Origin of the sequence: Rhizobium sp. GR12 (genome assembly GCF_036596185.1) — a bacterium.
Classification (GTDB): Bacteria; Pseudomonadota; Alphaproteobacteria; order Rhizobiales; family Rhizobiaceae; genus Agrobacterium; species Agrobacterium nepotum.
Window position 1 is genome coordinate 204,436 of sequence record NZ_JASXTH010000007.1, and the last position, 24,250, is coordinate 228,685.

Sequence of the window (24,250 nt, forward strand, 5' to 3'; positions counted from 1 at the left end):
ATTTGAACGATTTACGGAGATGAGAACCATGGGTGAGGCCGCACTTGCCGTCGATTACGACGATATTCCGCTTTTTTCTCTGGACGGCGTAACGATGGAAGTGCCGGGCAGGACGTTGCTGCATCCGCTGACGGCAAGTTTTGCAACCGGCAAGACCATCGGCCTGATCGGACATAACGGTTCGGGAAAATCGACGCTGCTCAAGATTCTCGCGCGCATCCAGGAGCCGACGACGGGCAGGGTCTCGTTCGAGGGAAAGGCGCTCGGGAGCTGGAGCAATCGTGAATTCGCGCGGAAGCTCGCGTATCTGCCGCAATATACGCCGGCGGCCTCCGGCATGCTGGCCAAGGAACTGGTGGCGCTTGGCCGTTACCCCTGGCACGGCGCGCTTGGCCAGTTCACCAAGGCGGATCAGGAGAAGGTGGATGAGGCGATCGAGCTGACCGATACCGTGGCCTTCAGGGACCGGCTGGTGGACACGCTTTCCGGCGGCGAGCGCCAACGTGTGTGGTTGGCCATGCTGGTTGCCCAGAACGCCGAAAGCCTGCTGCTGGACGAACCCATATCGGCGCTCGACATGGCGCACCAGCTCGAGGTGCTTTCGCTGGTGCAGAGACTGTCGCGCGAAAAGGGTCTCGGCGTCATCGTCGTACTGCACGATGTCAACATGGCGGCACGCTTCTGCGATGAGATCGTCGCACTTCATTCCGGCCACCTGATCGCAAGGGGAACACCGCAGGAGATCATGACGCCGGAAACGCTGGAGCGGATTTATGGCGTTCGCATGGATGTCATCACCCATGCCGCCACCGGCTTTCCCGTCGCCCTGCCGCTTTGATGTTGCCGTAAAACAACGCTTGGAAGTGCTCGTCTTCGACGGCAATTTCTCAAGCGTTTCCCGCCCTAACAATGTCTTAATGGCATCCTACCGCCAGTAGACATTGTTAACTGTTTTGCTTTCCTTGCATCCAATTCAGTTGTTTTGGATCGATTTTGGGGAACAAACGTTAACAGTGCGGAATTCAATATCCGGAGAGGGCAAGAAGGGCTGCTGCGGGTAGGAATGAAACAGGAGAAAATAAGATGAAAAAGGCTGTTGCCGTAACTTTTGCCGCATTGACGATGGGCCTCGGCGGTACCGTGTCCGCACTCGCTGCCGACCTTGCGAGATATGAACCGGCTCCCCAGGAGCAGGACGACCGCAACGGCGTCAAGATCGGCTATCTGAGCTGCGATATCGGCGGCGGTGTCGGTTACGTTATCGGCTCGGCCAAGGAACTGGACTGCACGTTCCAGTCCACCCTCGGCGCGCGCCGCACCGACCATTACACCGGCGCGATCCGCAAGATGGGCGTTGATCTTGGTTTCACCACGCAGGGCCGTCTGGTCTGGGCCGTTTTTGCCCCGACAGCGGGTTACCATCGCGGTTCGCTCGGCGGCCTTTATCAGGGCGCAACGGCTGAAGTGACTGTCGGTCTCGGCGTCGGCACCAACGTCCTCGTTGGCGGCACCTCCGGTTCCATCCAGCTTCAGACGGTCAGCGTGACGGGTCAGGTCGGCCTCAACCTTGCCGCCACCGGCACCTCCGTGACGCTCACGGCCATGAACTGATCGGTGAAGCGCCCGGAGCATAGCTCAGGGCATTCTGTCGCATGTCAAAAAACGCCCTCTTCGTTGTCAGACGAGGAGGGCGTTGTAGTATGCGGATCATGACGACCGCCACATTCAGAATCCTCCCGGCTTTACTGGCTTTTTTCCTCTGTCTCGCCGTCACGGCCTTTGCCGAAGGTGATTCGGCTCACGGCGAGAAGGTTTTCAGCCGTTGCTCCACCTGTCACAGTATCGACACACCGCGCACTCGCATGGGACCGCATCTGATGGGTGTGGTCGGCAGGCCGATGGCCGGAGTGGCCGATTACGGCCATTATTCGCAGGCGCTTAGGGATGCCGGCGCGGCTGGCCGAGTCTGGTCGGAGGAGGAGCTGCAAAAATTCATCGCCAGTCCGAAGAAGGCGATGCCGGGAACCTCGATGCGCTTTTTCGGGCTGTGGAGCGAAACGGATATTGCCGATCTGATCGCCTATCTGAAAAAGCATCCCGTGCCGCAGTAACCCTTAAAGCGGTGCTTCCGAGACGATCTCTTCCGCCTCTTCCACTGTCATCGCCATGACCTTCGCGCCGATCTCGAAACCGAAACCGTTGCGGGCGAAGGCGGAAAATTCCTTCGACTTGCGTTTTTCATCGAGTTCGACACGGCGAAACGGGCCGAAGGCGCGCTTGCGTGCGAAGATGACGGCCGCCACCAGATCGTTGGTTTCCTCAAGCGCGACTGCGGCCGTTTCCCGATCGATGCCCTTGATCTGAAGTTTTTGCGCAAGTCCGCGTTTCGACTTGCCGCTGCGTTGGCCGCTTCGCACGGCAATTTCCGCGTAGGCCGTGTCATCAAGGGCCTTGATGCCATAGGCGAAGGTCACGGCGAACTCGCCGAGCGCCTTTGCCTGTGCCGGGCTGATTGCCTCGAATTTTTCCCGCGCCTTGCGCGTGACTGCGTCACGCAGCTGCTTTTCCGTCATCATGCGCTGTTCCAGCCGGTAGAGAGCGGAATTGCGCGCCCATGACAGCATCCGGCTGGTGGGTTCGCTGGCCTGCGTTTCACCATCCAGGGCCATGTCGTCGGTCAGGAAGGGGCTGGAATCATCGTTCATCCCGCTTTTATAGCGCAGCGAAGCCGTCTTGCCAGTTCCCGTCCGCCTGATGTCCTCCGGTTTTTCAGCGCCTCACGGTGTCTGCGCACCGGTTGCGGCGACGTAGACCGAATAGAGCGATTTCGTCGCGGTGATGAACAGGCGGTTCTTTTTCGGGCCGCCGAAGGTGAGGTTTGCGACCGTCTGCGGCACCTTGATCTTGCCGAGCAGCGTACCATCAGGCGAAAAGCAGTGAACGCCATCGCCGGCACTGGTCCACAGGTTGCCCGCCGTGTCCAGACGGAATCCGTCCGGCAGGCCGTTGTCGAGATTGCAGAATTCCCGACCGTTGGTAAGCCTCACGCCGTCCACCACGTCGAAGACGCGGATGTGGCGCGGGCGGGATACATCATGGCTGTAGGAGCTGTCGGCAACATAGAGCTTGGTTTCATCAGGCGAAAAAGCCAGGCCGTTTGGCTGCACGAAGTCATCAATGGCGATCTTGATTTCACCGGTTGCGGGATCGAGCCGGTAGACATTGCGCGTCTTCTGTTCAGGCTCTGCCTTGTATCCCTCGTAATCGGAAAGAATACCGTAGGTGGGGTCGGTGAACCAGACGCTGCCGTCGGATTTGACCACCACGTCATTGGGCGAGTTCAGCCGCTTGCCGTCGTAGCTGTCAGCAAGAACCGTGATCGAGCCATCGACCTCGGTACGGGTGACGCGGCGGCCGCCATGTTCGCAGGAAACCAGTCGTCCCTGCCGGTCGCGGGTATTGCCGTTGGCGAAGTTGGAGGGCTGGCGGAATACCGAAACCCCGCCATCCGGCACCCAGCGCAGCATGCGCTCATTGGGAATATCGCTGAACAGCAGGCAGTTCAGGTCGGCAAACCACACCGGGCCTTCGGCCCAGCGGCAACCGGAATAAAGCTCTTCCAGTTCCGCATTGCCGACGATCAGAAGACGGAAGCGATCATCGTGAATTTCGAAAGGGGATGTCTTGTCTGTGGTCATGAGCGTGGTCCGCTTGAGGGCTTGTCGTTCGGGGTTCAGCGCGTGGCCTTGGGGCCGCTTGCCAGAAGAATGACGGAAATGATGATGAGGCCGGTGAGGATGAGACGGATGCCCGCGCCGAAACCATAGGTGTTCAGCATCGAGACCACCAGGAACATGAAGAGCGAGGCGCCCCAGATGCCGGGCACGTTGGAATCACCGCCCGCCACCGCCGTACCGCCGATCACAACAACGGCGATGGACATCAGCAGATATTCCGATCCCATATTGAGTGCTGCGCCGCCGGAGAAGCTGGCGAGCAGATAACCGGCGATGGCCGCCAGCACCGCGCAAAGCACATAGGTGATGAAACGTGTTCCATCCACCGGAATACCGGTCATGCGGGCAGCGAAGGTGCTCTGGCCGATGGCGGAAATCCAGCGTCCGTAAAAGGTGCGATCTAGCAGCAACCAGGCGATGACCGAGAGCGGCAGCGCGACGAGCGCCACGTTCGGTATGCCTAGAGAGCTGGAGGTGGCGAAAGTGGCCAATGTTTCCGGCGGCTTGATGCGTAGGCCGCGGTTGGACCAGATGGCGATGGATTGCACGATGAAGCTCATGGACAGCGTCGCGATGATCGGAGGGATGCGCAGGAGCTTGATCAGCGTGTAGTTGCGATACCGATGGCGATGCCGATCAGGATGGCGATCAGCAGTCCGGGCAGGATGAGGCCATCGGACACATCCATGAATTTCAAGGCCAACGTGCCGGAAAGCGTCATCGTTGCGGGAACGCAGAGGTCGATATTACCCGGCCCGAGCGTGATGACGAACATCTGGCCGATGCCGACGATCACGGAAAAGGCCGCGAAGGTAAGAGCCGCGTGCGACAGGCCGAAGGAGCTTGCGCCGCCGGTGAACATGACGGTGACGATCCAGACCGCAGCCGTTGCGGCAAAAGACCAGATCCATGGTTTTTTCGAGAGAGACGAAAGCCCGTTCATTGGTTTTTCTCCCGCTTTTCGAGACGGTTGAGCAGGAGGCGCAGGGCGAGCACTATGATGAGGATCGCGCCCTGTGCGCCGATCTGCCAGTCCGGCGAAATGCGCATGAAGGACAGGAACGAGCCGGCAAGGGTCAGCGTCAGTGCGCCGATGACGGCACCGATGGGCGAAACCCGGCCGCCGACGAATTCGCCGCCGCCTAAAATGACACCTGCAATCGACAGCAGCGTGTAGCGAAGCGCGATATTGGCATCAGCCGATGTCGTCAGCCCGACAAGTGCGATGCCAGACAGCACGGCGAAGAACCCGGCAAGCGCAAAGGTGGCGGCGCGTATGCCGATAACCGACCAGCCGGAGCGCTCGACGGAGCGGAAGTTGCCGCCGACGCCGCGCATCAGCACGCCGAAGGAGGAGCGCATGACAATATAATGGGCGACCACCGCAATCAGGATACTGGCGATGATGGCGATCGGCACGAGCGGCGGCTTTGCCGTCATCAGCGCCCGGATGAAGGCCGGTGCCTGTCCGCCAGGCGAGGGGAGGATGAGGACGGCAAGGCCGCCCCAGACGAAACTCATGCCAAGTGTGACGACGATGGAGGGCAGGGCGCGGATGTGGATGACGGCGCCAAGCACCGCATAAACCGCGATCGCGCCGGCAAAAATCGCGATGCCGAGAAGCGGCGTGCTTTGCAGGAAAGTGGCGGTGACACAGGCACAGAAACTGACGAAGGTGCCCATCGACAGATCGAGATCGTTGACGGACATGATCAGCATCTGCGCGATGGTTGCGAGTGCGATCGGCACCGCCAGATTAAACAGCAGGTTGAGGCCGGTATAGCTTATGGCGCGCGGCTGCATATAGAAGACGGCGGCGAGCAGGAAGGCGAGCGAGGCGGCGGGAATGATGAGGCGAAGGGCGCTGGCGGAGAGTTTCATGCGTGGGCTTCTCCGGAAAAGGAGGCGGCCAGCACATTCTGCTCGGTGATTTCCTCGCCCACCAGTTCCGCCTGAATGGCGCCGTCGCGGAACACATAAACCCGGTCGCACAGGCGGATTTCGTCCATCTCGGTGGAGTACCAGATGAAGGTGCGGCCGTGGGAGGCTTCGGTTCTCAAGATATCGTAGACCTCCTGTTTGGTGCCGATATCGACGCCGCGCATCGGGTCGTCCATCAGCACGGTGCTGGCCGTGGTGGCGAGCGCGCGGGCGAAAAGCACCTTCTGCTGGTTGCCGCCCGAGAGCGAAAGAATTTTATTACCCATGTCGGGTGTGCGAATTTCGATGCGCTTTTTCCACTGCGCGCCAAGCTCGGTTTCCTTGCCCCTGTCCACCATGCCTGCGGATGAAATATCCCGCAGCGAGGCGATGGAAAGGTTCTTCAGGATGCTCCAAAGCTGAAAGGTGCCGTTCAGACTGCGGTCGCCCGCCACGAAGGCGATATCCGTCTTGCGCGTGGGTAGCCAGCTGCTGTTGCGGGCAAGATAAAGATCGAGGAGGGCTTCGGTCTGGCCGTGGCCGCCGAGACCGGCAAGGCCGATGATCTCGCCGCGAAACGCTTCGAAGGGGAGGCCTTTGCCTCTGCGCGCAGGCATGGAAAGCACCTTCTCTCCCGCCTTGCGGTTTTCGCCTTTCTGCCTGTCCTGTTCCTTGACGACGCTGCCCATGGCTTCCACCAGCGTGCGCGTCGTGAACTCTCCCGCCGTCCGGTCGGCGACCACACGGCCGTCCTTCATGACGACGATGCGGGTGGCTGTCGAAAGAATTTCGCCGAGAATATGGGAGATCAGCAGAACGGAGCCGCCCGTACGCACGAAACGGCGGACATAATCCATCAATTGTTCGGCAAGACCGGCATCGAGCGAGGAGGTCGGCTCATCGAGGATGACCAATCTCGGCGCGTCCGGTGTCCGACAGAAATTGATGGCGATTTCCACCATCTGCCGCTCGGCGATGGAAAGTTCGGCGATCGTCAGTTCGCAATCGATGCCGTGGCCGGGGAAAATCTCGTCCAGCGTCTGCCGGATCATGGTGAGCGCGCGACCGCGCCAGTTCCGCCCGGTGATTGCGGCATGCATGATGCGGACGTTTTCGCTGATCGTCAGGTTCGGGCAGAGCGACAATTCCTGAAACACGCAGCGTACGCCGCCGGCACGCGCCGCAGCGATGCCGTGACGGTTCTGGTCGCCGCGATAGGAAATGGAACCTTCATGCGGTGTCAGTCCGCCATTGATGACGTTGACGATGGTGGATTTTCCCGCGCCATTGTGGCCCACGAGCCCGAGACACTCCCCCACGCGGATGACGAGATCGGCCCCATCAAGCGCTTTCACCGCGCCGAAAACGACCTTCACGCCGCGCGCGGCGACGACTTCTTCCGCCTCGATGATGTCATTCATGAACGATACGCCAGTGATCTGAAAATAGGATAATATCGGTGGCTATTGCGGCGCCCGTTCTGGGAGCGCCGCAATATTCAGGCTCTAAGCCGATCCGGCCTATTTGGCCGATGCGATGGCCTTCTGAGCGTCTTCCTGTGAATATTCCACATTCGCGACGCCGCCCTTCTGGGTGTTCTTGAGATTTTCCTCAAGATTGCCCTGGTCGATGCGCAGGAAAGGAACGGTCAGATCCTTTTTGACATCCTTGCCGTCGAGGATTTGCTGCGCCACCCAGAAAGCGAGCGTGGAGACGCCGGGGGCGATGGAAACCGACATGGTCTCGTAGCCGCCCGCATCCTTCTGCTGTTTCCACCATTGCAGTTCGTCTTCGCGGTTGCCCATGACGATTGTTGGTGTCGGACGTTTGGCAGCGGCGAAAGCCTGTGCCGCGCCATAACCGTCACCGCCCTGTGTCACCACGGCAGCGACTTCGGGAAGGCTTGGCAGAATGCCGGCGACGGCACGCTGCGCGACGTCCTGCGCCCAGTCGCCGTTGACCGAGCCGACGATCTTGAACTGCGGGTTCTTGGCGACACCGGCAGCGATGCCGGCATGGATTTCATCATCCACCGAAACGCCTGCGAGGCCACGGATTTCGAGCAGATTGCCGCCCTTCGGCATGGCCTTCGCCAGATAGTCGATCTGGCTTGCACCCATGGCCTTGAAGTCGACCGCAATACGCCATGCGCAGGGTTCCGTCACGATACCATCGAAGGACACGACAATGATACCGGCGTCACAGGCTTCCTTCACCGCGCCGTTAAGGGCGGTGGGCGAGGCGGCGTTGATGACGATGGCGTCATAACCCTGAAGAATAAGGTTCTGGATTTGCGCCGCCTGTTCGGTCGCCTGATTTTCGGCTGTCGTGAAGGCGTCGGCGCTGGCAACCTGCTTGTCGGCGACTGCCTGCTTGGTGATCTTGTCCCAGCTCGTCAGCATTGCCTGACGCCAGGAATTGCCCGCGTAATTATTCGAAAGCGCGATTTTTTTAGCCGACGTGTCGGCGTGAGCTGTGATCGGCAAAGCTGCGCATGCGACAGCGACCGATGCCAGAAGCATCTTTCTGAAAGCCATTGATTTTCCTCCCTGGTGGCTTGCCCTTTTTGAGCTCGGAACCCGCTTTCCCGCAAATCTCCTCGGCGGCAGGCGGAATTCCTTTGCACTGGAGCTCCTTTCCCCAGTAGAAGCGAGAATGACCAAGAAGATTTGGCTTGTACAGGCGGATCACGGCAATCTTACTGCGGGTTTCCGCAGAAAGGTTGCGGGAACCCGCAGGACGAAACGGCACCGCCGGGCGCAGAATGGCTGACACGGCGGACTGATGCTTCTGGTTTGCTCCGTACAAGTCGACAAGGCAGACGCTTGGGAGGGTGTCCGCACATGCTGGATACGCCGAAAAGCGCTCTTTTCCACCACTATATGGGCATTTCGCGGCTGCTTGCCGGGCAGCTCGAATTCAACGCCATCATTCAGGCGGTGGCGACCGAGATCACCCATATCATTCCGCACGTCCACCTGGATGTCTGCATCAAGCAGCTGGATGACAAATTTCACATCGCCTATGAAAGCGGTCTGGCAAGCGCCTGGAGCAGACAGCCGCCGGCGCTTTTAACCGGCAGCCCGATCCGTTCCGTGCTCTCCGGCGAGGTTGAGTATCTCCTAAGCGGCGATGCCTGCGCCGATCCGCGCTTTCATTTCGAAGGGGCATTTTCCAGCCCCATCATCGAACTGGACCTGCATAGCCGCCTGCATGTGCCGATGAAGGTGCATGGCGACATTATCGGTGCTTTGAGTTGCTCCTCGCACCAGTCGAATGCTTACACGATGGAAGATGTTGGCAATGCCCGCGCGGTTGCCGATTTGTTGGCACCTTATTTCTACGCCATTCGCGCTGCCGAACAGGCCAAGAGGTCGGCCATTGAAGAGGCGCGCGCCAATGCCCGTGAAGAGGGTTTGCGGCTGGGCGCCCTGCAACTGACCGAGGCGCTGGAGGCGGAGCGGCAGCGGATCGGCATGGATTTGCACGACCAGACGCTGGCGGATCTGACGCGGCTTGCGCGGCGTATCGAGCGCATGAGCCATACATCCGACGTATCGGGCGAGATGCTGGAGCCGGTGGTGCGCAGCCTGCAGCATTGCATGCAGGATTTGCGCGAGATCATTGAGGAGGCAAAACCCTCCATCCTGCAATTGTTCGGTGTCGTGCAGGCGATCGAAACCTATGTGGACCGTTCCGTGCGCGATAGCGGCTCTGCGATCGACTGGTCGGTGACGGATGAGACGGACGGGCTGGTCGAAACGCTCGACAAGACGGTGGCGATCTCGCTGTTCCGCATCGTGCAGGAGGCGGTCAACAACGCTATTCGCCATGCCCAGCCCGAAACCATTACGGTGACACTTTCGACTATCGATGGCGGCTTGCGGGTGACGGTCAGCGACGATGGCAGCGGCGGCGGGGAAAGCGGCGCTTCCGGCGGCCTCGGCATTGGTAATATGAAGACGCGGGCGCGGCTGATTTCGGCCAGATTCGATATTGGCGGCAATGGCAAAGGTGCTGGAACCCGCATCACCGTGACGTTGCCGGAAAGCGCCTTCGACCGGCGGGAGGATTTATGACATGGATGTGCTGATCGTCGAGGACGATGCGCTGCATCGCGCCTATCTGAACGAGGCGGTGAGAGCCGCCCTGCCGGAATGCGACAATGTGCTGGAGGCGGCAAACGGCAGAACCGGCGAAAAGCTGGCGCGGGAAAACCGGGCCGCGCATATCGTCATGGATTTGCAGATGAACGAGCGCAACGGCATCGAGGCGGCGCGCACCATCTGGAAGGAGAGGCCGGACACCCGCATCCTGTTCTGGTCCAACTATTCCGACGAGGCCTATGTGCGTGGCGTCTCCCGCATCGTTCCTGAAGGGGCCGCGTATGGTTACGTGCTGAAATCGGCATCCGATGATCGGTTGCGGCTGGCGCTACGCAGCATCTTCATCGAGGCGCAATGCGTGATCGATCGGGAAGTGCGCGGACTGCAGGAAAAGAGCCTCGGCAAGGCGCATGGCTTTACCGATTCCGAATATGAAATCCTGATCGATGTGGCGCTCGGCCTGACTGACAAGGCGATTGCGCGCCGTCGCAACCTGTCGCTGCGCAGCGTGCAGAACCGCCTGCAAAGCCTCTATGAGAAGCTGAACGTGCACCAGACGGCCGGCGATGACGAGGCCGAAGGGCGGTATAATCTGAGAACCCGCGCCGTCACGGTGGCTTTCCTGCGCAAGCTTTTGAACTACAGCGCATTGGAAAAGGCAGAGCGGGAGCTTGGCGAGTGGGCGACAAGCCGCTGATCGTCAGGGGAGGAAGGCAAGCAACCGTCTTTCATCCGCCCTGAGGCCGGAGACGGGCTTTGCGCCGACCTTCAAGATACGGTCGAGCTTTTTCCGCGCCTTCTCCTCCGTCGCTATGTCGAGAACGGCGGGATGGACATAGCTCTTGCGGCAGATGGCGGGCGTGTTGGAAAGCTCCGTCGCTGCTGATTGGCACATGCCTTTTATGCTGGGTTTTTCGCCGGACGCCAAGCGCTCCATCGCGTGGCAGAAGGCCGCCAGCGTTCCACCCCAGGTGCGGAAGGTCTTGGCGGAAATGCCGTCACTGCCGATGCGGGAAAGATAGGCGTTGAGATCGCTTGAATCGACGGAATGCACCCGATTTTCGCTATCCTGCCAGACGAACAGTTCTTTGCCGGGCAGATCGGCGATTTCCTCGAGGATTTTTTGAAGGCGAGGGTGGCGCAGCTTACGCTTCACCTTCTGCCCGCCCTTTGCGGCAAACCGCAACTCGATGGTTTCGCCGAAAGAGACATGCCGTTTGAGCAAGGTCGTCGCGCCATAGGTGCCATTGGTTTCGAGATAGGAACGGTTGCCGACGCGCAGATAGGCGGCGTCGAGAAGCAACGTCAGGGCAGCCAGCGTCATCTCCTGCCCATGATCCTGCTTTTCGATATCGGCGATGGCGCGGCGGCGGATCGCTGGCAGCGCCTTGCCGAAGCTTTTGAGCTGGAAGAACTTGGTTTCGCCCCGCAGCGCGTGCCAGTCGGGATGATAACGATATTGCTTTCGCCCGCGCGCATCGAAGCCGGTGGCCTGCAAATGCCCCGATGGGTCGATGCAGATCCATACGTCTCTGTAGGCGGGCGGTATGCCGAGCGATTTGATGCGCTTCAGTTCGACGCCATCGGACAGAAGTTCGCCGCCCGGCAACCGATAGCAGAAACCACGTCCGCGCTTTTCGCGGGCTATTCCGGGTTCCTGATCGCTAACATAGGTAAGTCCGATTTTTGCGAGAAGGCGGGCAGGCGGTTGTGGCATCGTTTTTTCCGGCAGGTTTCATGCTGCGCAAACGAAAAACAGGCCGCCTTCGTTCCGGCGGCCCGTCTCTTCAATCATCCTTGCTCTTAGCCGGCCTTGGCGATCCGCAGAATTTGCGATTCCCCACCGCCGCGCTCTTCGGTCACGGCGTAAAGCGCGCCATCCGGCCCGACCTTCACGTCGCGGATACGCGCCTCAAGCGGGAGCCGGCTTTCAGTTGCGACCTTGTCTCCCTCGAGGTGCAGGACGACGAGGCCCTGGCTCACCAGGCCGCCAACGATAAAGGCGCCCTTCCATTCGGGAATCTGGTCGCCGTCATAATAGGCCATACCGGAGGGGCCGATGACGGGGTCCCAGTAGTAGACCGGCTGTTCCATGCCTTCCTTCGCGGTGACACCCTCACCGACGGCACGGCCGCTATATTCAATGCCGTAGGTAATGACTGGCCAGCCGTAGTTCAGGCCGGCTTTCGGCAAGTTCAGCTCATCGCCGCCCTTCGGCCCGTGTTCCACGGTCCAGAGCCTTCCCTGACCATCGAGCGCCGCCGCCTGCAAGTTGCGGTGGCCGTAGCTCCAGATTTCGGGAAGGGCGTTCTGCTGGCTGGCGAAAGGATTGCCTTCGAAGGCTTTTCCTTGCGCATCAATGCGGAAGACCTTGCCGAGACCGCTGGACAAATCCTGCGCCTGCACGCGCGGCGTCGCATCCGAACGTTCGCCGACGGTGACGTAAAGCTCGTTGTTCGGCCCAAAGACCAGACGGGAACCGAAATGTTTATCGCCGTCATAGGTCGGCGTCTGGCGGAAAATCACCGAAACATTTTCAAGTTTGGCCGCGCCACCTTCCTCGGTCAGTTTGGCCGAGGCCACCGAGGTGCCGTTGCCGCCATCGCGCGGTTCGGAAAAGGAGAAGAAGATGGTACGCGATGTTTCGAAATCGGGCGCAAGCGCTATGTCGAGAAGACCGCCCTGTCCGGCGGACGCGACTTCTGGCACGCCTGCGATCGCAGGGCCGGCCTTGCCATCGGCAACGATATGCATGCCGCCTTCCTTGGCCGCAACGATCATGCGGCCGTCTGGCAGGAACTCCATAGACCAGAGATGTGGCAGGCCCTCGGCAATGACTGTCTTTTCAATGTTTGGCTGTGTGGCGGCCTGCGGCGCGCGGGTTTGCCCCTCGAAAGCCGGCTTCTGATCCGGTGCATTGGCCCGTTTCGTCTCCGCAGTTGTGGCGGTCTGTGCCTGAGCCGCACCGGCAAGCGGTATTGCAATCAGAGCGAGTAATATCGTCGAGCTCAGAAATAGGTTGTTGCGGAACATGGGTCTCCCTTCCTTCGTCTGCATCAGCAGAAACAATTTGGGGAGGATTTCGTTTCGTTCGATAGTTTCAAGAAAACTTGATGAGGCCGTGTACGGCGGGATGCTCTTTTTCATCCACGCGAATTCACAAGGAACCGCCGGCCCACCATCACGTTTCCCCCAAAATGTTACGTGGTTACACGGAGGGTACCATGCAGATCATCGACAACAAGAGCATAGACGGGAACAGAACCAAGCCGATCCTGAGCGTTGCGGAATTCTGCCACCGTTATCGGTTGGACAAGGCCGAGGAGGCCCGGCTCAGAAAACTGTTCGGCGAATTCGCATCGAAGCACGAACTTCTGATGAACGCGCAGCGCAAGCCGAGCTTCCGCTGATCATTCCTCAAGATCGGAAGATTTTCCGAAGATCATGAAGACGTCGTAACGGGTGTTCTTGCCCGTTATCTGGTGGGATGGCTTCCGGATGCCGGGCATAGGGTCAGCGCGTAGCGGCCATTTCAGAACCACCCGTTTCGTCGCATTTTCAAGCGCCGCCTCCATCAGTTCGATCTGGTCCGGATCGGAGCCCACAAGTTCGCGCAGCACCCGCATCTCCTTCTTCACCAGCGCCGTGTTGTGGCGCGGCGGATGCATCGGGTCGATGATCACCACCTCGGGAGAAAGCTCTTTCAGCAGATGCCGTGAATCGCCCTGCAGCAGCGTCATGCGTGAGGCGGCCTCGGCATAGGCTCCGCCCGCCTCCAATGCGCGGCGAATGCCGTCCGCGAGATGAGCGTGCATGCCGGGCGAACGTTCGATCAACGTCACATCGGCCCCTAAGGATGCGAGCAGGAAGGCATCCCGACCGAGCCCAGCCGTAGCATCCACGATTTTTGGCGTGCGGCCTTTTGTGAAGCCAGCGGCTTTTGGCAGAGCCTGCCCGCGACCTTCGCCGGAGCGGAAACGGTGACCGACCGCACCGCCCACAAAATCCACCACGAAGCTTTCGTCTTGTTCTTTCATCGCAGGCCTCAGAACGGGCAGGGCACGGTATAGGTGACGTCGCGGCCATCCGGGTGGCGAAAACCAACCTCTTCTGCATGCAACATCAGGCGCGGCGCTGCGGCAAGCGCCTCGCCTTCGGCATAAAATTCATCACCGAGGATCGGATGGCCAAGAGCCTTCATGTGCACCCGCAATTGATGGGTGCGGCCGGTGAGGGGGGTAAGTGCCAGCCGCGTTGCGGGAAGCGGCGATCTTTCCAGTACCCGCCACAGGCTTTGCGCCGGCTTGCCGTGTTCGTGGTCCACCCGGTGGCGGGGCTTGTTTTCTGGATCGATCGCCAGCGGTAGATCGACCTCGCCCTCTTCACCCTCGACCTCTCCCCAGACGACGGCGACATAGGATTTGCGCGTCTGACGGTTTTCGAACTGGGCGGCGACCGCCGCATGCGCCTTGCGGTTCATCGACATCAGCACGATACCAGACGTATCCTTGTCCAGCCGGTTGATCATCAACGCTTTTGGAAAGCGTTTCTGCACCCGCGTCAAAAGGCTGTCGGAGAGTGCGGGATCGCGCCCCGGCACCGACAGAAGCCCGCTCGGCTTGTCCAGCACCAGCAGATCGTCATCCCGGTGCACGATGGTCAGCCAAGGGTCGAGTGGCGGATTATAGACGGGGTCCGAAAGCATAGATGACATTGTGCTTCCTTAGCACAAATCAGGCATGGGGCCAGATGCGTGCCCCCGCAATATTATTTAGTCGGGAATATGAAGATTGACGCGCCCGCTGGTCAGGTCGCTGATGAGCCGCGACAGGCGCTCCGCCTCTTCAGCCGGAACGGAAAGCAGCATATCGGCGCCGGTGCTGGTGAAATCTTCCCTATCTACCCGCAGGTTCTGCGTGGCGGCGAGGCGCGATTTCACCAGTGCCAGATCGGAAAACGGGCAGCTCAGCGTCGCGCTGACATAGGCGATGACGGGGGAGGTTTCGCCGAGCCGCAGGCAGGCCGCCGCTGTGCCGCCATAGGCGCGGATGAGGCCGCCGCTGCCGAGCAGAATGCCGCCGAACCAGCGGATGACGAGAACGGCGACATTGTCCAGCGCCTGACCGTCGATGGCCTGAAGGATCGGTTTTCCCGCCGTGCCGGAAGGTTCACCGTCATCGCTGAAACGATAGATCTGCCCTGCGCGCCACGCCCAGCAATTGTGGTTCGCGTCGGGGTCGGAATGCGTGGCGAGAAAGCTTTTCGCATCTTCCTCGCCTGTCACAGGTGCTGCAAAGGCGATGAAGCGGCTTTTCTTGATATCCTGCGAAAAGGTGACGGGGCGGTCGAGCGTGAACATGCGCGTTTCAATATCGCATATATTCGCGCGCGGAAATCGGTATAAGGCCACGATGGCGAAGATGGCGATGGAGAGGGTTTTGGGCAAGGCAAGGCAGGTCGCGATTGTCGGCGGCGGGCCGGCGGGTCTGATGGCGGCTGAAATGCTGTCGGCGGCAGGCCATGCCGTGACGGTGTTCGAGGCGACGCCGACTGTCGCGCGCAAATTGCTGATGGCTGGCAAATCCGGTCTCAACATCACCCATGCCGAAGATTACGGAAATTTCCTCCACCGATTTGGCAATGCGGAGCCGAGGCTGCGCGCAGCCCTTGATGATTTTACGCCCGACATGCTGCGCGACTGGGCGCATGGGCTGGGGCAGGAGACCTTCGTCGGCACATCGGGCCGGGTGTTTCCGACCGTCATGAAGGCCTCGCCGCTGTTGCGGGCATGGCTCGCCCGGCTGGAAGCGCAGGGCGTCGTTATCAGGACGCGCCAGCGCTGGGTGGGTTTTTCCGGCGACCGGCTGGTTTTCGTCGCGCCGGAGGGCGAGGTTGCCATCCAGGCCGATGCCGTTCTCCTGGCGCTCGGCGGCGCAAGCTGGCCACGTTTGGGTTCCGATGCCGCATGGGTGCCCGCACTTGCGGCTGAAGGTGTGGTGCTTAATCCCTTCAAACCTGCCAATTGCGGTTTCGACGTCGACTGGAGCGATGTCTTCCGGCAGCGTTTTGCGGGTGAGGCCCTGAAATCCGTCATCGCCATTTCCCCGGACGGAGCCTTTCAGGGCGAGTTCGTAATAACGAAACACGGCATAGAGGGCAGCATCGTTTACGCCCATTCCGCCGCACTGCGCGACCGGCTGGATGAGACGGGCAAGGCCTCGCTTGCCATCGATCTGGCGCCGGGACGCACCGTGGAGCGCTTGAGCCGGGATCTGGCAAAGCTTGGCCGCAAGGAGAGCTTCGCAAACCGCATGCGCAAGGCCGCCGGCCTGTCCGCCATCAAGGTCGGACTTCTGCGGGAAATCTTTCCCAATATATCGGCTATGCCCGATGACTTTGTCGCCGCAAGAATAAAACATGCGGAGATACCGCTTTTGCGGCCAAGACCGATTGCCGAAGCGATTTCATCGGCCGGCGGCGTTGACTGGCACAGTCTTGATGAGAACTATATGCTGGAAAAACTCCCCGGCATATTTGTTGCCGGGGAAATGCTGGACTGGGAAGCGCCGACCGGCGGTTATCTGCTGACTGCCTGTTTTGCCACCGGCAAGGCCGCCGCCAAGGGCATGGCCAAATGGCTCGAAGGCTTGGCCTAACCGGCCTCGGCCATTTTTTTTTCCGTACCTGGCGTGGTCCTGACGAGGCAGCGCATGATGGCATCCGTGGTGACGGAACCGAGTGCCTTGCCGTTTTCGCCGATAATGACGGCGCTGCCGACATCCTCCCTGACGAGTGCGCGCAAGCCTTCCTCGACGGTCATGTCCGCACCGAGCTGAAGACGCGACTGGCCGGAAAACTCCGGCTGGACGATGGCGCCGAGGCGAATGACCCGGCCGCGATTGACCTCTTCCACGAAGGCTTCGATATAGCTGTCCGCCGGGCTCATCACGATTTCGGCGGCCGTACCCTGTTGGATGATCTCGCCGTCGCGCAGGATGGCGATCTTGTCTCCAAGCCGCAGGGCCTCGTCCAGATCATGCGTGATGAAGACGACGGTCTTCTTCAGCTCTTTCTGCAATTCAAGCAGCACCGTCTGCATGTCGACGCGGATGAGTGGATCGAGCGCCGAATAGGCCTCGTCCATCAGCAGGATTTCGGCATTGTTGGTCAGCGCCCGGGCAAGACCCACGCGCTGCTGCATGCCGCCGGAGAGCTGGTTCGGATAATGGCTCGAAAAACCTTCCAGCCCCACACGCTTGATCCAGACATCGGCCTTTTCTTCCCGCTCGCCCTTGTCTATGCCCTGAACCTCAAGGCCGTAGACGACATTTTGCAGCACGTTGCGGTGCGGCAGCAGGCCGAATTTCTGGAACACCATCGCCGTCTTGTGGCGGCGGAATTCCAGAAGTTCAGCTTCGTTCAGGCGGCAGACATCGGTGCCGCCATAAAGGATTTCCCCCGCTGTCGGGTCGATCAGTCGGTTGACGTGGCGGATCAGCGTCGATTTTCCGGAGCCGGAAAGGCCCATGATCACGGTGATTTGGCCACCCGGCATGGTGATGTTGATGTCGCTGAGGCCGAGCACATGGCCGTGCTTGGCGTTCAGTTCCGTTTTGGACATGCCGCCCTTTACGGCGTCGATGTAGTTTTCCGCCTTGGAGCCAAAAATCTTGTAAAGGCTGCGGATTTCGATCGATTGACTAGCCATGCGCCACTTCCCGGTGTTTTTGCAGACGAAGGCCATAGGCCTGGCTGATGCGGTCGAAGATGATGGCGATGCCGACGATTGCGAGGCCGTTGAATACGCCGAGCGTGAAATACTGGTTGGCGATGGCCTTCAGAACCGGCTGGCCGAGGCCCTGCACGCCGATCATGGAGGCGATGACGACCATGGCGAGCGCCATCATGATTGTCTGGTTGATGCCCGCCATGATGGTGGGAAGCGCAAGCGGCAGCTGTACCTTGAACAGCTTCTGGCGCTTGGAGGAGCCAAAAGCGTCGGCCGCCTCCAGAACGTCCCGATCGACCATGCGGATGCCGAGATTGGTAAGCCGGATCATCGGCGGAATGGCGTAGATCACGACGGCGATGACGCCCGGCACACGGCCGATGCCAAGCAGCATGACAACGGGAATGAGGTAGACGAAACTCGGCATCGTCTGCATGACGTCAAGAATGGGATTGACGATACTCTGCAGGCGGTTGGACCGCGCCATGGCGATGCCGATCGGCAGGCCGACGACGATGGATAACACGGCGCAGACGAAGATCATCGAGACCGTCTTCATCGTGTCTTCCCACATGCCGAACCAGCCTATGGCAAACAGAATACCGCAACAGAGTGCAACAATAGTCGCGCTACGGCTGGCAAACCAGGCGAGCACACCGACAATAACAATAACGACCGGCCAGGGTGCGCCGATCAAAAGTCTTTCCGCCCAGATGAGGAAGCTCTGAAGGGGGGTGAATAACCCCTCTATCGCGCTGCCATAGGTCCGGGTAAATGCCCGGAAGCCCTCGTCGATCACTTTTTTGAGCGCGCGAAGGGCATCATCATTCATGGCCGGAAATTTAAAAAGCCAATCCATATCCTGTTCTCCATGACGAACCGGAGGCGGGGATCGATATCCTCCGCACTCCGGGAGTAAAATCGCCAGAGCGCCGCACATCTGCTTATACGCCAGACGGGACGCCCTATCTTGTTGAACCGGCGCTTCATCACCTGCAAAAACCGCAAGCGGGGTTCAGCGTCGATCCGGCCTGGCGCCGCCATTGGCGGACGCCTTCTGCCGGGCAGATATGTCGCCCCTCCTTACAGGGCGGCCTTGACCTTTTGCGCGACGTCAGGAGAAACCCAGCCCGACCAGAGGGCTTCGTTTTCCTTCAGGAAGTGCTTGGCGCCATCTTCGCCGGTCGCCTGATTGTCGGTCATCCAGGCAATCAGCTTGTTGACGGTTGCGTTGGTCCAGGCGCGCTTGTTCAGGTAATCCATGGCCGGGCCGGCACGGTCGGCGAAGCTTTTGCTGACCAGCGTCTGCACGTCGTCAACCTGCCATGCATTGGGCTTGGGGTCCGGACAATCGGCAACCGAGGTGCAGCGCTTCCATTCGGCCGCATCATATTCGGTGCCGAAGCCGAGTTTCACCATTTCATATTTTCCGAGCAGCGAGGTGGGTGCCCAGTAATAGCCAACCCATGGCTGCTTGGCCTCGTATGCCTTGGCGATAGAGCCGTCCAGACCGGCGGCGGAGCCGGTATCGACGAGGGTGAAGCCAGCCTTTTCACCGCCAAATGCCTTGAAAAGCTGGGCGGTGACGACCGTGCCGCCCCAGCCCTGCGGGCCATTGAATACGGCGCCCTTTGCCTTGTCTTCAGGCGAGGGGAAAAGTTCCGGATGTTTGAAGAGGTCCGGAATGCTCTTGATGCCGGGATTTGCGTCGGCAAAATATTTCGGAATCCACCAGCCCTGAACGGCACCGTCCGACAGGATCTTGGCGGCGGCGACGACCTTGCCGCCTTCCAGCCCCTGCTTGACGATTTCCGGTTGCAGGCTGACCCAGGCTTCCGGCGCGATATCCGGCTGGCCCTTTTCGGCCATGGAGGTCAATGTCGGTACGGTATCGCCGGTGACGATTTCGGCGGAGCAGCCATAGCCTTTTTCAAGAATGAGCTTGTCGAGATTGGCCGCGACTTCGGCGGACTGCCAGTTCATGCTGGCGATGGTGACGTTTCCGCATTCGGCGGCATAGGCCGCGCCGCCTGAAAAGGCGAAGCCGGCGGAAAGAATTGTGGCACCCAAAAGTATTTTCATTTTTGTTCCCTCTGGTCGCGGTGTGGCGGAGACCCGGATGCAGACGGCACCGCCACCGTCAGCCCCCGTATTGAGCGTTAATAATTCCTTTGTTGCCGTTCCGTTTGCGGCAGTTTCTGGCGTATTGAGGATGGCAATTATCAATCAATCGCCCGGCTCTGCCGTTGAATTTGTAAAATTTGCGACACGCGGCCGCCGGTTCAGTAGCCGCGCGTCATATCGATCGTTTCCGGCAGCACGCCCGTCTCGCGCCATGTTCTGATATTGCCGGCCACGATCTTCGCTGAACTTTCCCGGCTTGTCGGCGCGGAAATATGCGGCAGGACGGTGACTTTCGGGTGTTGCCAGAATACGGAAGCCGCAGGCAGCGGCTCCTGTTCGAAGACATCGAGAACCGCATGCGAAAGCTGGCCGGAGTGAAGCGCCGCGATTAGATCGTCGGCGACGATGACGGCTCCACGGGCGAAATTGATGAGGGCGGCGCCCTCTTTCATGGCGGCGAGACGGCCGGCGTTCAGAAGGCCGCGCGTCGCATCGGTGAGCGGCACCAGGCAGACGAGGATGTCGCTTTTCTCGAGTAATCCTTGCAGCCCGTCGTCGCCCGTCAGCGTTTCCACCCCCTCGATGGCTTTGGCGGAGCGGCTCCAGCCCGCAACGTTGAAGCCCGCGTGGAGCAGGCGTTCCGCAGCGGCCGTTCCGAGTGCGCCAAGGCCGAGGAGGCCGATGGTCATCTCGCGCGGATGGCGGTAATCGAACTCGTGCCAGAGGGCTTTTTGCTGGTTTTCGCGATAGGCCGGCATGTCGCGTTGCAGATAGTAGGTCCATGCCAGCACGGCTTCCGCCATGACGCGCGAAAGCTCCGGGTCTTTCAGCCTGACGATCGGCGGGGCCTTGCTCCCCAGTTCCAGCACGAGCCGTTCGACACCCGCCCACAGGCTGTGAATCCAGGTGAGACCCGGCAATGCGGCAATGTCGGCTGGATCGGGATTGGCGACGATGGCGAATTCCACCGTCCGTTTCTGTTCGCCGCTCAGTTCGGAAAAGGAGAGGATTTTCTCTTCCGGCATGGCAGCGCAAAGTGCGTCTTTCCAGACGGCCTCCGCCTGCGCATTCATCCTTGACACAAAGGCGATGGGTGATGGCATGAAATTGGTCCTGCTTGCTGGCAATTGGGCTTTTCACCATCAATGCGCAATTTTGCAGGCAATGCCATAGGCGGGACGTCGGAATTTGTGCCGCAAAAAGAACGGCCCGGTTTTCACCGGGCCGTTACACCATTCAGGCGTTTTCTTTTACTGCCGGTTTGGCGTCGCCGTAATAGGCCGCGAACGTCTCGTGGTAGTGTTCCGAACCGCCGGGGCCGGCATAACGCTGCAATTCCGTCATATCGGTCTTGTTCAGCACGATGCCCAGCGTCTTGTTGGCGATCTGCGGTTCATTGGCCATCAGGTTCTGCACCATCTGGATCGGCGTCTTGCCCCATTCCGTCACGAAGACGAAACCGTCCACCTGCGGCGCGAAGGCTTTCGCATCAATGACGGGAACGACGGGTGCAAGGTCGACGATGATGTAGTCGCAGGCTTCACGCGCCGATTCGATGAATTTTCGCATGCCGGAGGAAGCCAGCAGCTCGCTCGAATGCGCGAACTGGTTGCTGGTGGAAACCGGCAGGATGCCCATCTTCGTGCGCGTATCGACCTTTACCGCCTGCGTCCACGGTATCTCGTCGAGGACGACCTCCACGAGACCTGCGGATTGCCGCGTCGTCAGCATGCGGCTGAGGCCGGGATTGCGGATGTCGGCATCCACCACGAGCGTGCGCTTGCCGGTGGAGGCGATAAGACCGGCCAGATTGAGCGCAACGACTGATTTGCCCTCGTTCGGCAGGCAGGAAATGACACCGATGACCCGGCACTGGCGCTCCTGAATGACGACGTCCGCTGTCAGCTTCACGTTGCGAAGCGTTTCCGCAAAGCTGGAGCGCGGGCTATCGACGGCAAGGCGCAGCATTTTCTGGAACGAAACCTGGCCGCTTTCATCGAGTGTGGTGTTCTCGCTGACGGGGGTGGCGGCGCTGGTGCCGGTTTTTGCCGGTTCCACGCCCCTTTCTCCGATAAAGGGCAGGTAACCCAGAAAGCGCATGCGCAGATTGTCGCGCACATCGTTGCCGGTGTGGAAAAAGCGATCCCGGAATTCGAGAAGCGCTGCGATGCCGCCGCCCAGCATCAGGCCGAGAATGACCGAAAGCGCCATGGTCATGGTCTTTTTCGGGCTGGAAGGTGCCGTCGGCAGACCCGCTTCGGAGATGATGCGAGCCTTGGCGATTGGCAGGGACTGCTTCTGGGATGCCTCTTCGAAACGACCGAGATAGGACTGGTAAAGCGTGCGCAGAGCGGTTGCCCGCTGCTCAAGCTCGCGCAATTGCACCATGGTGATATTGGCCTGCGAATTGCGGCCAGCCACGCGGTCGATATTGTCCCGCAGCGATTGCACACGGGAATTGGAGACGTCGTATTCGTTCCTCAGGCTGCCAGTGACCTGCTGCAATTCCTGGAAAATCTGCCTTGCGATCTCTTTCTTCTCGCCCTCCAGGGCGGCGGCCTGCGGGTGATCGGCGCCGAATTGCTGCACGACGCCCTGCAATCGATCCGAGATTGTAATGTAGCGTTTGCGAAGGTCCTGAATAACCGAATTATCGGCATCCCGTGCGGAAACGACCGCATTGTCAACGGCCGCATCCGGTCCACGGTCGATGATGGACTTGTACTGGCCATAGCGGGCCGCAGCCGTCGCGACGTCCGCCTGCGCTGCAATCAACTGGCCGTTGAGATCGGCCAACTGGCTTTCCGACATCAGCTCGCCGCGCGAGGAGACGATATTGTTGTCCGACCGGAATTTCTGCACCGCCAGCTCGGCTGCCTGGGCACGCTGATTAAGGTCGGTCATGCGTTCCTGCAACCACACGGAAGCGCGCTCGCTGGCGTCGAAATTGGCGTTCAGCTGTTCGGTGAGATAGGCGTGCGCATAGGTCTTGGCGATCTGCGCGGCAAGCTGCCGGTCTGTCGAGCGGGTGGAGATGGCTATGACCGAACTGCGGCCGACACGCTCCACTATCAGCGATTGCTGAATTACGGCGGCGGCCTTTTCGCGGCGTCCGGCGCGGATTGCCGCTTCGGAGGCCGGCGGATCCCCCGGCAGGATCAGATCAACGATACCGCGCACGGAGGATTTTACGAGTTCGATCGGCGACATCGACGGATTGACGATAATATCGTTCTCGTCGAGCTTGGCCTTGTCGACCACGGTCAGCGCCATTTCCTTGGATTTGAGGATTTCCACGGCGCTGGCGATGCGGTTGTCAACGATCTGGGCGGCGGGCACCGGCGATTCCTCTTCCGCGTAGCGGGAAAGGCTTTCATCCAGCAACACCTGCGTCATCGCGGTGTAAACGGGGGTCGCAAGCACCAGATAAAGGCCAGCCAGAACCACAGCGGCGATGACCGAGGCGGCAATGACATTGGCACGGCGAACCACGGCGGCCCAGAGGCGGTCGAGGTCGATGAACGTGTCGGCATCCTTGCCGGGATCCGGAAAGCCGATATTGGATTTAAAGGTCTTGTGGTGCATGGACCTACCTTGTGAAAAAAATGGTACGCGGGAAGCCGAGCCACGCTCGACTTCCCGCCCCCCGTTATTGGTGCGCCGACCGCCTCCCCGGCGGCGCGATTAAAATCAGGCCGCCTGAACGCGGCTTTCATGGTTTGCAACCAGTTCCTTCACGGAAGCGAGAACCTGCGCCTCCATGTCGGCACGCATCAATGAGAAGGCAACATTGGCGGCGATGAAGCCCTGCTTGCTGCCGCAGTCGAATGTGCGTCCGCTGTATTTCTGCGCATGGAAGGACTGTTTTTCCGCCAGCCGCTTCATACCGTCGGTCAGCTGGATTTCATTGCCCGCGCCGCGCTCCTGCTTGGCGAGGATATCGAAGATTTCCGGCTGCAGAATATAACGACCGTTCAGGTAATAATTCGAAGGCGCCTTGGATGGTTCCGGCTTCTCGACCATTTCGGTAACCGCAAAGCCGTGATGAACCTTCTCACCCACGCCGACGACGCCATAGGACGACACTTCTTCCGGCAGGCATTCCTCAACACCGAGAATATTGCCGCCGACTTCATCGTAAAGCTCCATCAACCCGGCAATGCAGCCGCGCGCGCCATAGGAAACCATGTCTGGCAAAAGCAGCGCGAAGGGCTCCTTGCCCACCAGTTCGCGCGCACACCAGACGGCATGGCCGAGACCGAGCGGCACCTGCTGGCGCGTGTAGCTGACGGTGCCGGCGACAGGCAGCATCTTTTCAAGCTGCAACACCTGAACCGTCTTGCCGGAGCGCGTCAGCGTGTTGATAAGCTCGGGTGCGCTGTCGAAATAGTCTTCGATCGCGGTCTTGTTGCGGCTGGTCACGAAAATAATATGCTCGATGCCGGCCTGCATGGCTTCATCGACGGCATATTGCACGACCGGGCGGTCGACGATCGTCAGCATTTCCTTTGGCATCGCCTTGGTGGCGGGCAAAAACCGCGTGCCGTTGCCGGCTACGGGAATGACGGCTTTTCTGACAGTTTTGTTCAGGTCCATCGCGTTCTCCTTCATCAAGATTTGATCTTTCCCCAGTC

The 24,250-nt window shown here is 60.1% G+C and carries 23 protein-coding genes and 1 pseudogene; 7 read left to right on the plus strand and 17 right to left on the minus strand.

Annotated features, from left to right (window positions below):
• Nucleotides 1-28: 28 nt before the first annotated feature.
• The 3 genes from QSK43_RS14255 (at nt 29) to QSK43_RS14265 (ending at nt 2,111) form a co-directional block, all read left to right on the plus strand.
• Entirely contained in the window at nt 29-838 is an 810-nt protein-coding gene (locus tag QSK43_RS14255; protein ID WP_045016447.1) for an ATP-binding cassette domain-containing protein, read from the plus strand.
• Between the two features lie 245 nt (nt 839-1,083).
• Nucleotides 1,084-1,611 (plus strand): DUF992 domain-containing protein, encoded by a 528-nt coding sequence (locus QSK43_RS14260; RefSeq protein ID WP_045016450.1) that lies wholly within the window; start codon nt 1,084-1,086, stop codon nt 1,609-1,611.
• Nucleotides 1,612-1,700: 89 nt separating this feature from the next.
• Nucleotides 1,701-2,111 (plus strand): c-type cytochrome, encoded by a 411-nt coding sequence (locus QSK43_RS14265; RefSeq protein ID WP_332303973.1) that lies wholly within the window; start codon nt 1,701-1,703, stop codon nt 2,109-2,111.
• A gap of 3 nt (nt 2,112-2,114) precedes the next feature.
• On the opposite strand, the gene recX is transcribed toward QSK43_RS14265, so the two are convergent.
• The 6 genes and pseudogenes from recX to QSK43_RS14295 form a co-directional block, all read right to left on the minus strand.
• Nucleotides 2,115-2,705, minus strand: coding sequence for a recombination regulator RecX (gene recX / locus QSK43_RS14270; RefSeq protein WP_332303974.1), 591 nt, complete (start codon nt 2,703-2,705; stop codon nt 2,115-2,117).
• A gap of 72 nt (nt 2,706-2,777) precedes the next feature.
• Nucleotides 2,778-3,698 carry an SMP-30/gluconolactonase/LRE family protein gene (locus QSK43_RS14275; RefSeq protein ID WP_332303975.1) on the minus strand — a complete coding sequence of 307 codons (921 nt, stop codon included), beginning with the start codon at nt 3,696-3,698 and terminating at the stop codon, nt 2,778-2,780.
• Nucleotides 3,699-3,733: 35 nt separating this feature from the next.
• Nucleotides 3,734-4,680 (minus strand): annotated as a pseudogene (locus QSK43_RS14280) (ABC transporter permease).
• Nucleotides 4,677-5,618: an ABC transporter permease gene (locus QSK43_RS14285; RefSeq protein ID WP_332303976.1), complete on the minus strand. Its 942-nt coding sequence runs from the start codon at nt 5,616-5,618 to the stop codon at nt 4,677-4,679. The pseudogene QSK43_RS14280 and the gene QSK43_RS14285 overlap by 4 nt, the downstream one beginning before the upstream one ends.
• A complete protein-coding gene (locus QSK43_RS14290) occupies nt 5,615-7,078 on the minus strand; it encodes a sugar ABC transporter ATP-binding protein (RefSeq protein WP_332303977.1) in 1,464 nt (487 codons plus the stop codon). Before QSK43_RS14290 ends, QSK43_RS14285 begins: the two co-directional genes overlap by 4 nt.
• 99 nt (nt 7,079-7,177) lie before the next feature.
• Nucleotides 7,178-8,194, minus strand: a complete 1,017-nt coding sequence (locus QSK43_RS14295; RefSeq protein WP_332303978.1) for an ABC transporter substrate-binding protein — start codon at nt 8,192-8,194, stop codon at nt 7,178-7,180.
• Nucleotides 8,195-8,500: 306 nt separating this feature from the next.
• Here QSK43_RS14295 and QSK43_RS14300 point away from each other — a divergent pair, with 306 nt between their 5' ends.
• Together QSK43_RS14300 and QSK43_RS14305 are read left to right on the plus strand one after the other, a co-directional pair.
• Nucleotides 8,501-9,736, plus strand: a complete 1,236-nt coding sequence (locus tag QSK43_RS14300; protein ID WP_332303979.1) for a GAF domain-containing sensor histidine kinase — start codon at nt 8,501-8,503, stop codon at nt 9,734-9,736.
• Nucleotide 9,737: 1 nt separating this feature from the next.
• The gene (locus QSK43_RS14305) at nt 9,738-10,460 is read left to right on the plus strand and encodes a response regulator transcription factor (RefSeq protein ID WP_332303980.1); all 723 of its coding nucleotides are present in this window, start codon (nt 9,738-9,740) and stop codon (nt 10,458-10,460) included.
• Nucleotides 10,461-10,463: 3 nt separating this feature from the next.
• Here the strand turns inward: QSK43_RS14305 and QSK43_RS14310 are convergent, their stop codons facing one another.
• Both QSK43_RS14310 and QSK43_RS14315 read right to left on the minus strand, forming a co-directional pair.
• Nucleotides 10,464-11,480 (minus strand): DNA topoisomerase IB, encoded by a 1,017-nt coding sequence (locus QSK43_RS14310; RefSeq protein ID WP_332303981.1) that lies wholly within the window; start codon nt 11,478-11,480, stop codon nt 10,464-10,466.
• 86 nt (nt 11,481-11,566) lie between these two features.
• Nucleotides 11,567-12,796 carry a PQQ-dependent sugar dehydrogenase gene (locus tag QSK43_RS14315; protein WP_332303982.1) on the minus strand — a complete coding sequence of 410 codons (1,230 nt, stop codon included), beginning with the start codon at nt 12,794-12,796 and terminating at the stop codon, nt 11,567-11,569.
• 191 nt (nt 12,797-12,987) lie between these two features.
• Between QSK43_RS14315 and QSK43_RS14320 the strand changes: the two genes are divergently transcribed.
• On the plus strand, nt 12,988-13,173 hold the full coding sequence (locus tag QSK43_RS14320) for a hypothetical protein (protein WP_045016469.1): 186 nt from the start codon (nt 12,988-12,990) through the stop codon (nt 13,171-13,173).
• On the opposite strand, the gene QSK43_RS14325 is transcribed toward QSK43_RS14320, so the two are convergent.
• Genes QSK43_RS14325 through QSK43_RS14335 form a run of 3 tightly spaced genes read right to left on the minus strand, consistent with a single transcriptional unit; the run spans nt 13,174 to nt 15,122 of the window.
• Nucleotides 13,174-13,800 carry a class I SAM-dependent methyltransferase gene (locus QSK43_RS14325; protein ID WP_332303983.1) on the minus strand — a complete coding sequence of 209 codons (627 nt, stop codon included), beginning with the start codon at nt 13,798-13,800 and terminating at the stop codon, nt 13,174-13,176.
• An 8-nt stretch (nt 13,801-13,808) separates the two neighbouring features.
• Nucleotides 13,809-14,477, minus strand: coding sequence for a pseudouridine synthase (locus tag QSK43_RS14330; RefSeq protein WP_332303984.1), 669 nt, complete (start codon nt 14,475-14,477; stop codon nt 13,809-13,811).
• Between the two features lie 57 nt (nt 14,478-14,534).
• Nucleotides 14,535-15,122: an IMPACT family protein gene (locus tag QSK43_RS14335; RefSeq protein WP_332303985.1), complete on the minus strand. Its 588-nt coding sequence runs from the start codon at nt 15,120-15,122 to the stop codon at nt 14,535-14,537.
• Nucleotides 15,123-15,189: 67 nt separating this feature from the next.
• Between QSK43_RS14335 and QSK43_RS14340 the strand changes: the two genes are divergently transcribed.
• On the plus strand, nt 15,190-16,419 hold the full coding sequence (locus QSK43_RS14340; protein ID WP_332303986.1) for a TIGR03862 family flavoprotein: 1,230 nt from the start codon (nt 15,190-15,192) through the stop codon (nt 16,417-16,419).
• Here the strand turns inward: QSK43_RS14340 and QSK43_RS14345 are convergent.
• The 6 genes from QSK43_RS14345 to QSK43_RS14370 all read right to left on the minus strand — a co-directional run bounded on the left by QSK43_RS14345 (nt 16,416) and on the right by QSK43_RS14370 (nt 24,212).
• Nucleotides 16,416-17,471 (minus strand): quaternary amine ABC transporter ATP-binding protein, encoded by a 1,056-nt coding sequence (locus tag QSK43_RS14345; RefSeq protein ID WP_332303987.1) that lies wholly within the window; start codon nt 17,469-17,471, stop codon nt 16,416-16,418. The two genes, QSK43_RS14340 and QSK43_RS14345, sit on opposite strands and share 4 nt — an antisense overlap.
• Nucleotides 17,464-18,351, minus strand: coding sequence for an ABC transporter permease (locus QSK43_RS14350; protein WP_045016480.1), 888 nt, complete (start codon nt 18,349-18,351; stop codon nt 17,464-17,466). Before QSK43_RS14350 ends, QSK43_RS14345 begins: the two co-directional genes overlap by 8 nt.
• 224 nt (nt 18,352-18,575) lie before the next feature.
• Nucleotides 18,576-19,574: an ABC transporter substrate-binding protein gene (locus QSK43_RS14355; RefSeq protein WP_045016482.1), complete on the minus strand. Its 999-nt coding sequence runs from the start codon at nt 19,572-19,574 to the stop codon at nt 18,576-18,578.
• 200 nt (nt 19,575-19,774) lie between these two features.
• Nucleotides 19,775-20,719: a 2-hydroxyacid dehydrogenase gene (locus QSK43_RS14360; protein WP_332303988.1), complete on the minus strand. Its 945-nt coding sequence runs from the start codon at nt 20,717-20,719 to the stop codon at nt 19,775-19,777.
• 133 nt (nt 20,720-20,852) lie between these two features.
• Complete coding sequence (locus QSK43_RS14365; RefSeq protein ID WP_332303989.1) at nt 20,853-23,201, minus strand: polysaccharide biosynthesis tyrosine autokinase; 2,349 nt, start codon at nt 23,199-23,201, stop codon at nt 20,853-20,855.
• Nucleotides 23,202-23,306: 105 nt separating this feature from the next.
• Nucleotides 23,307-24,212 (minus strand): UTP--glucose-1-phosphate uridylyltransferase, encoded by a 906-nt coding sequence (locus tag QSK43_RS14370; protein WP_332303990.1) that lies wholly within the window; start codon nt 24,210-24,212, stop codon nt 23,307-23,309.
• Nucleotides 24,213-24,250: the final 38 nt, after the last annotated feature.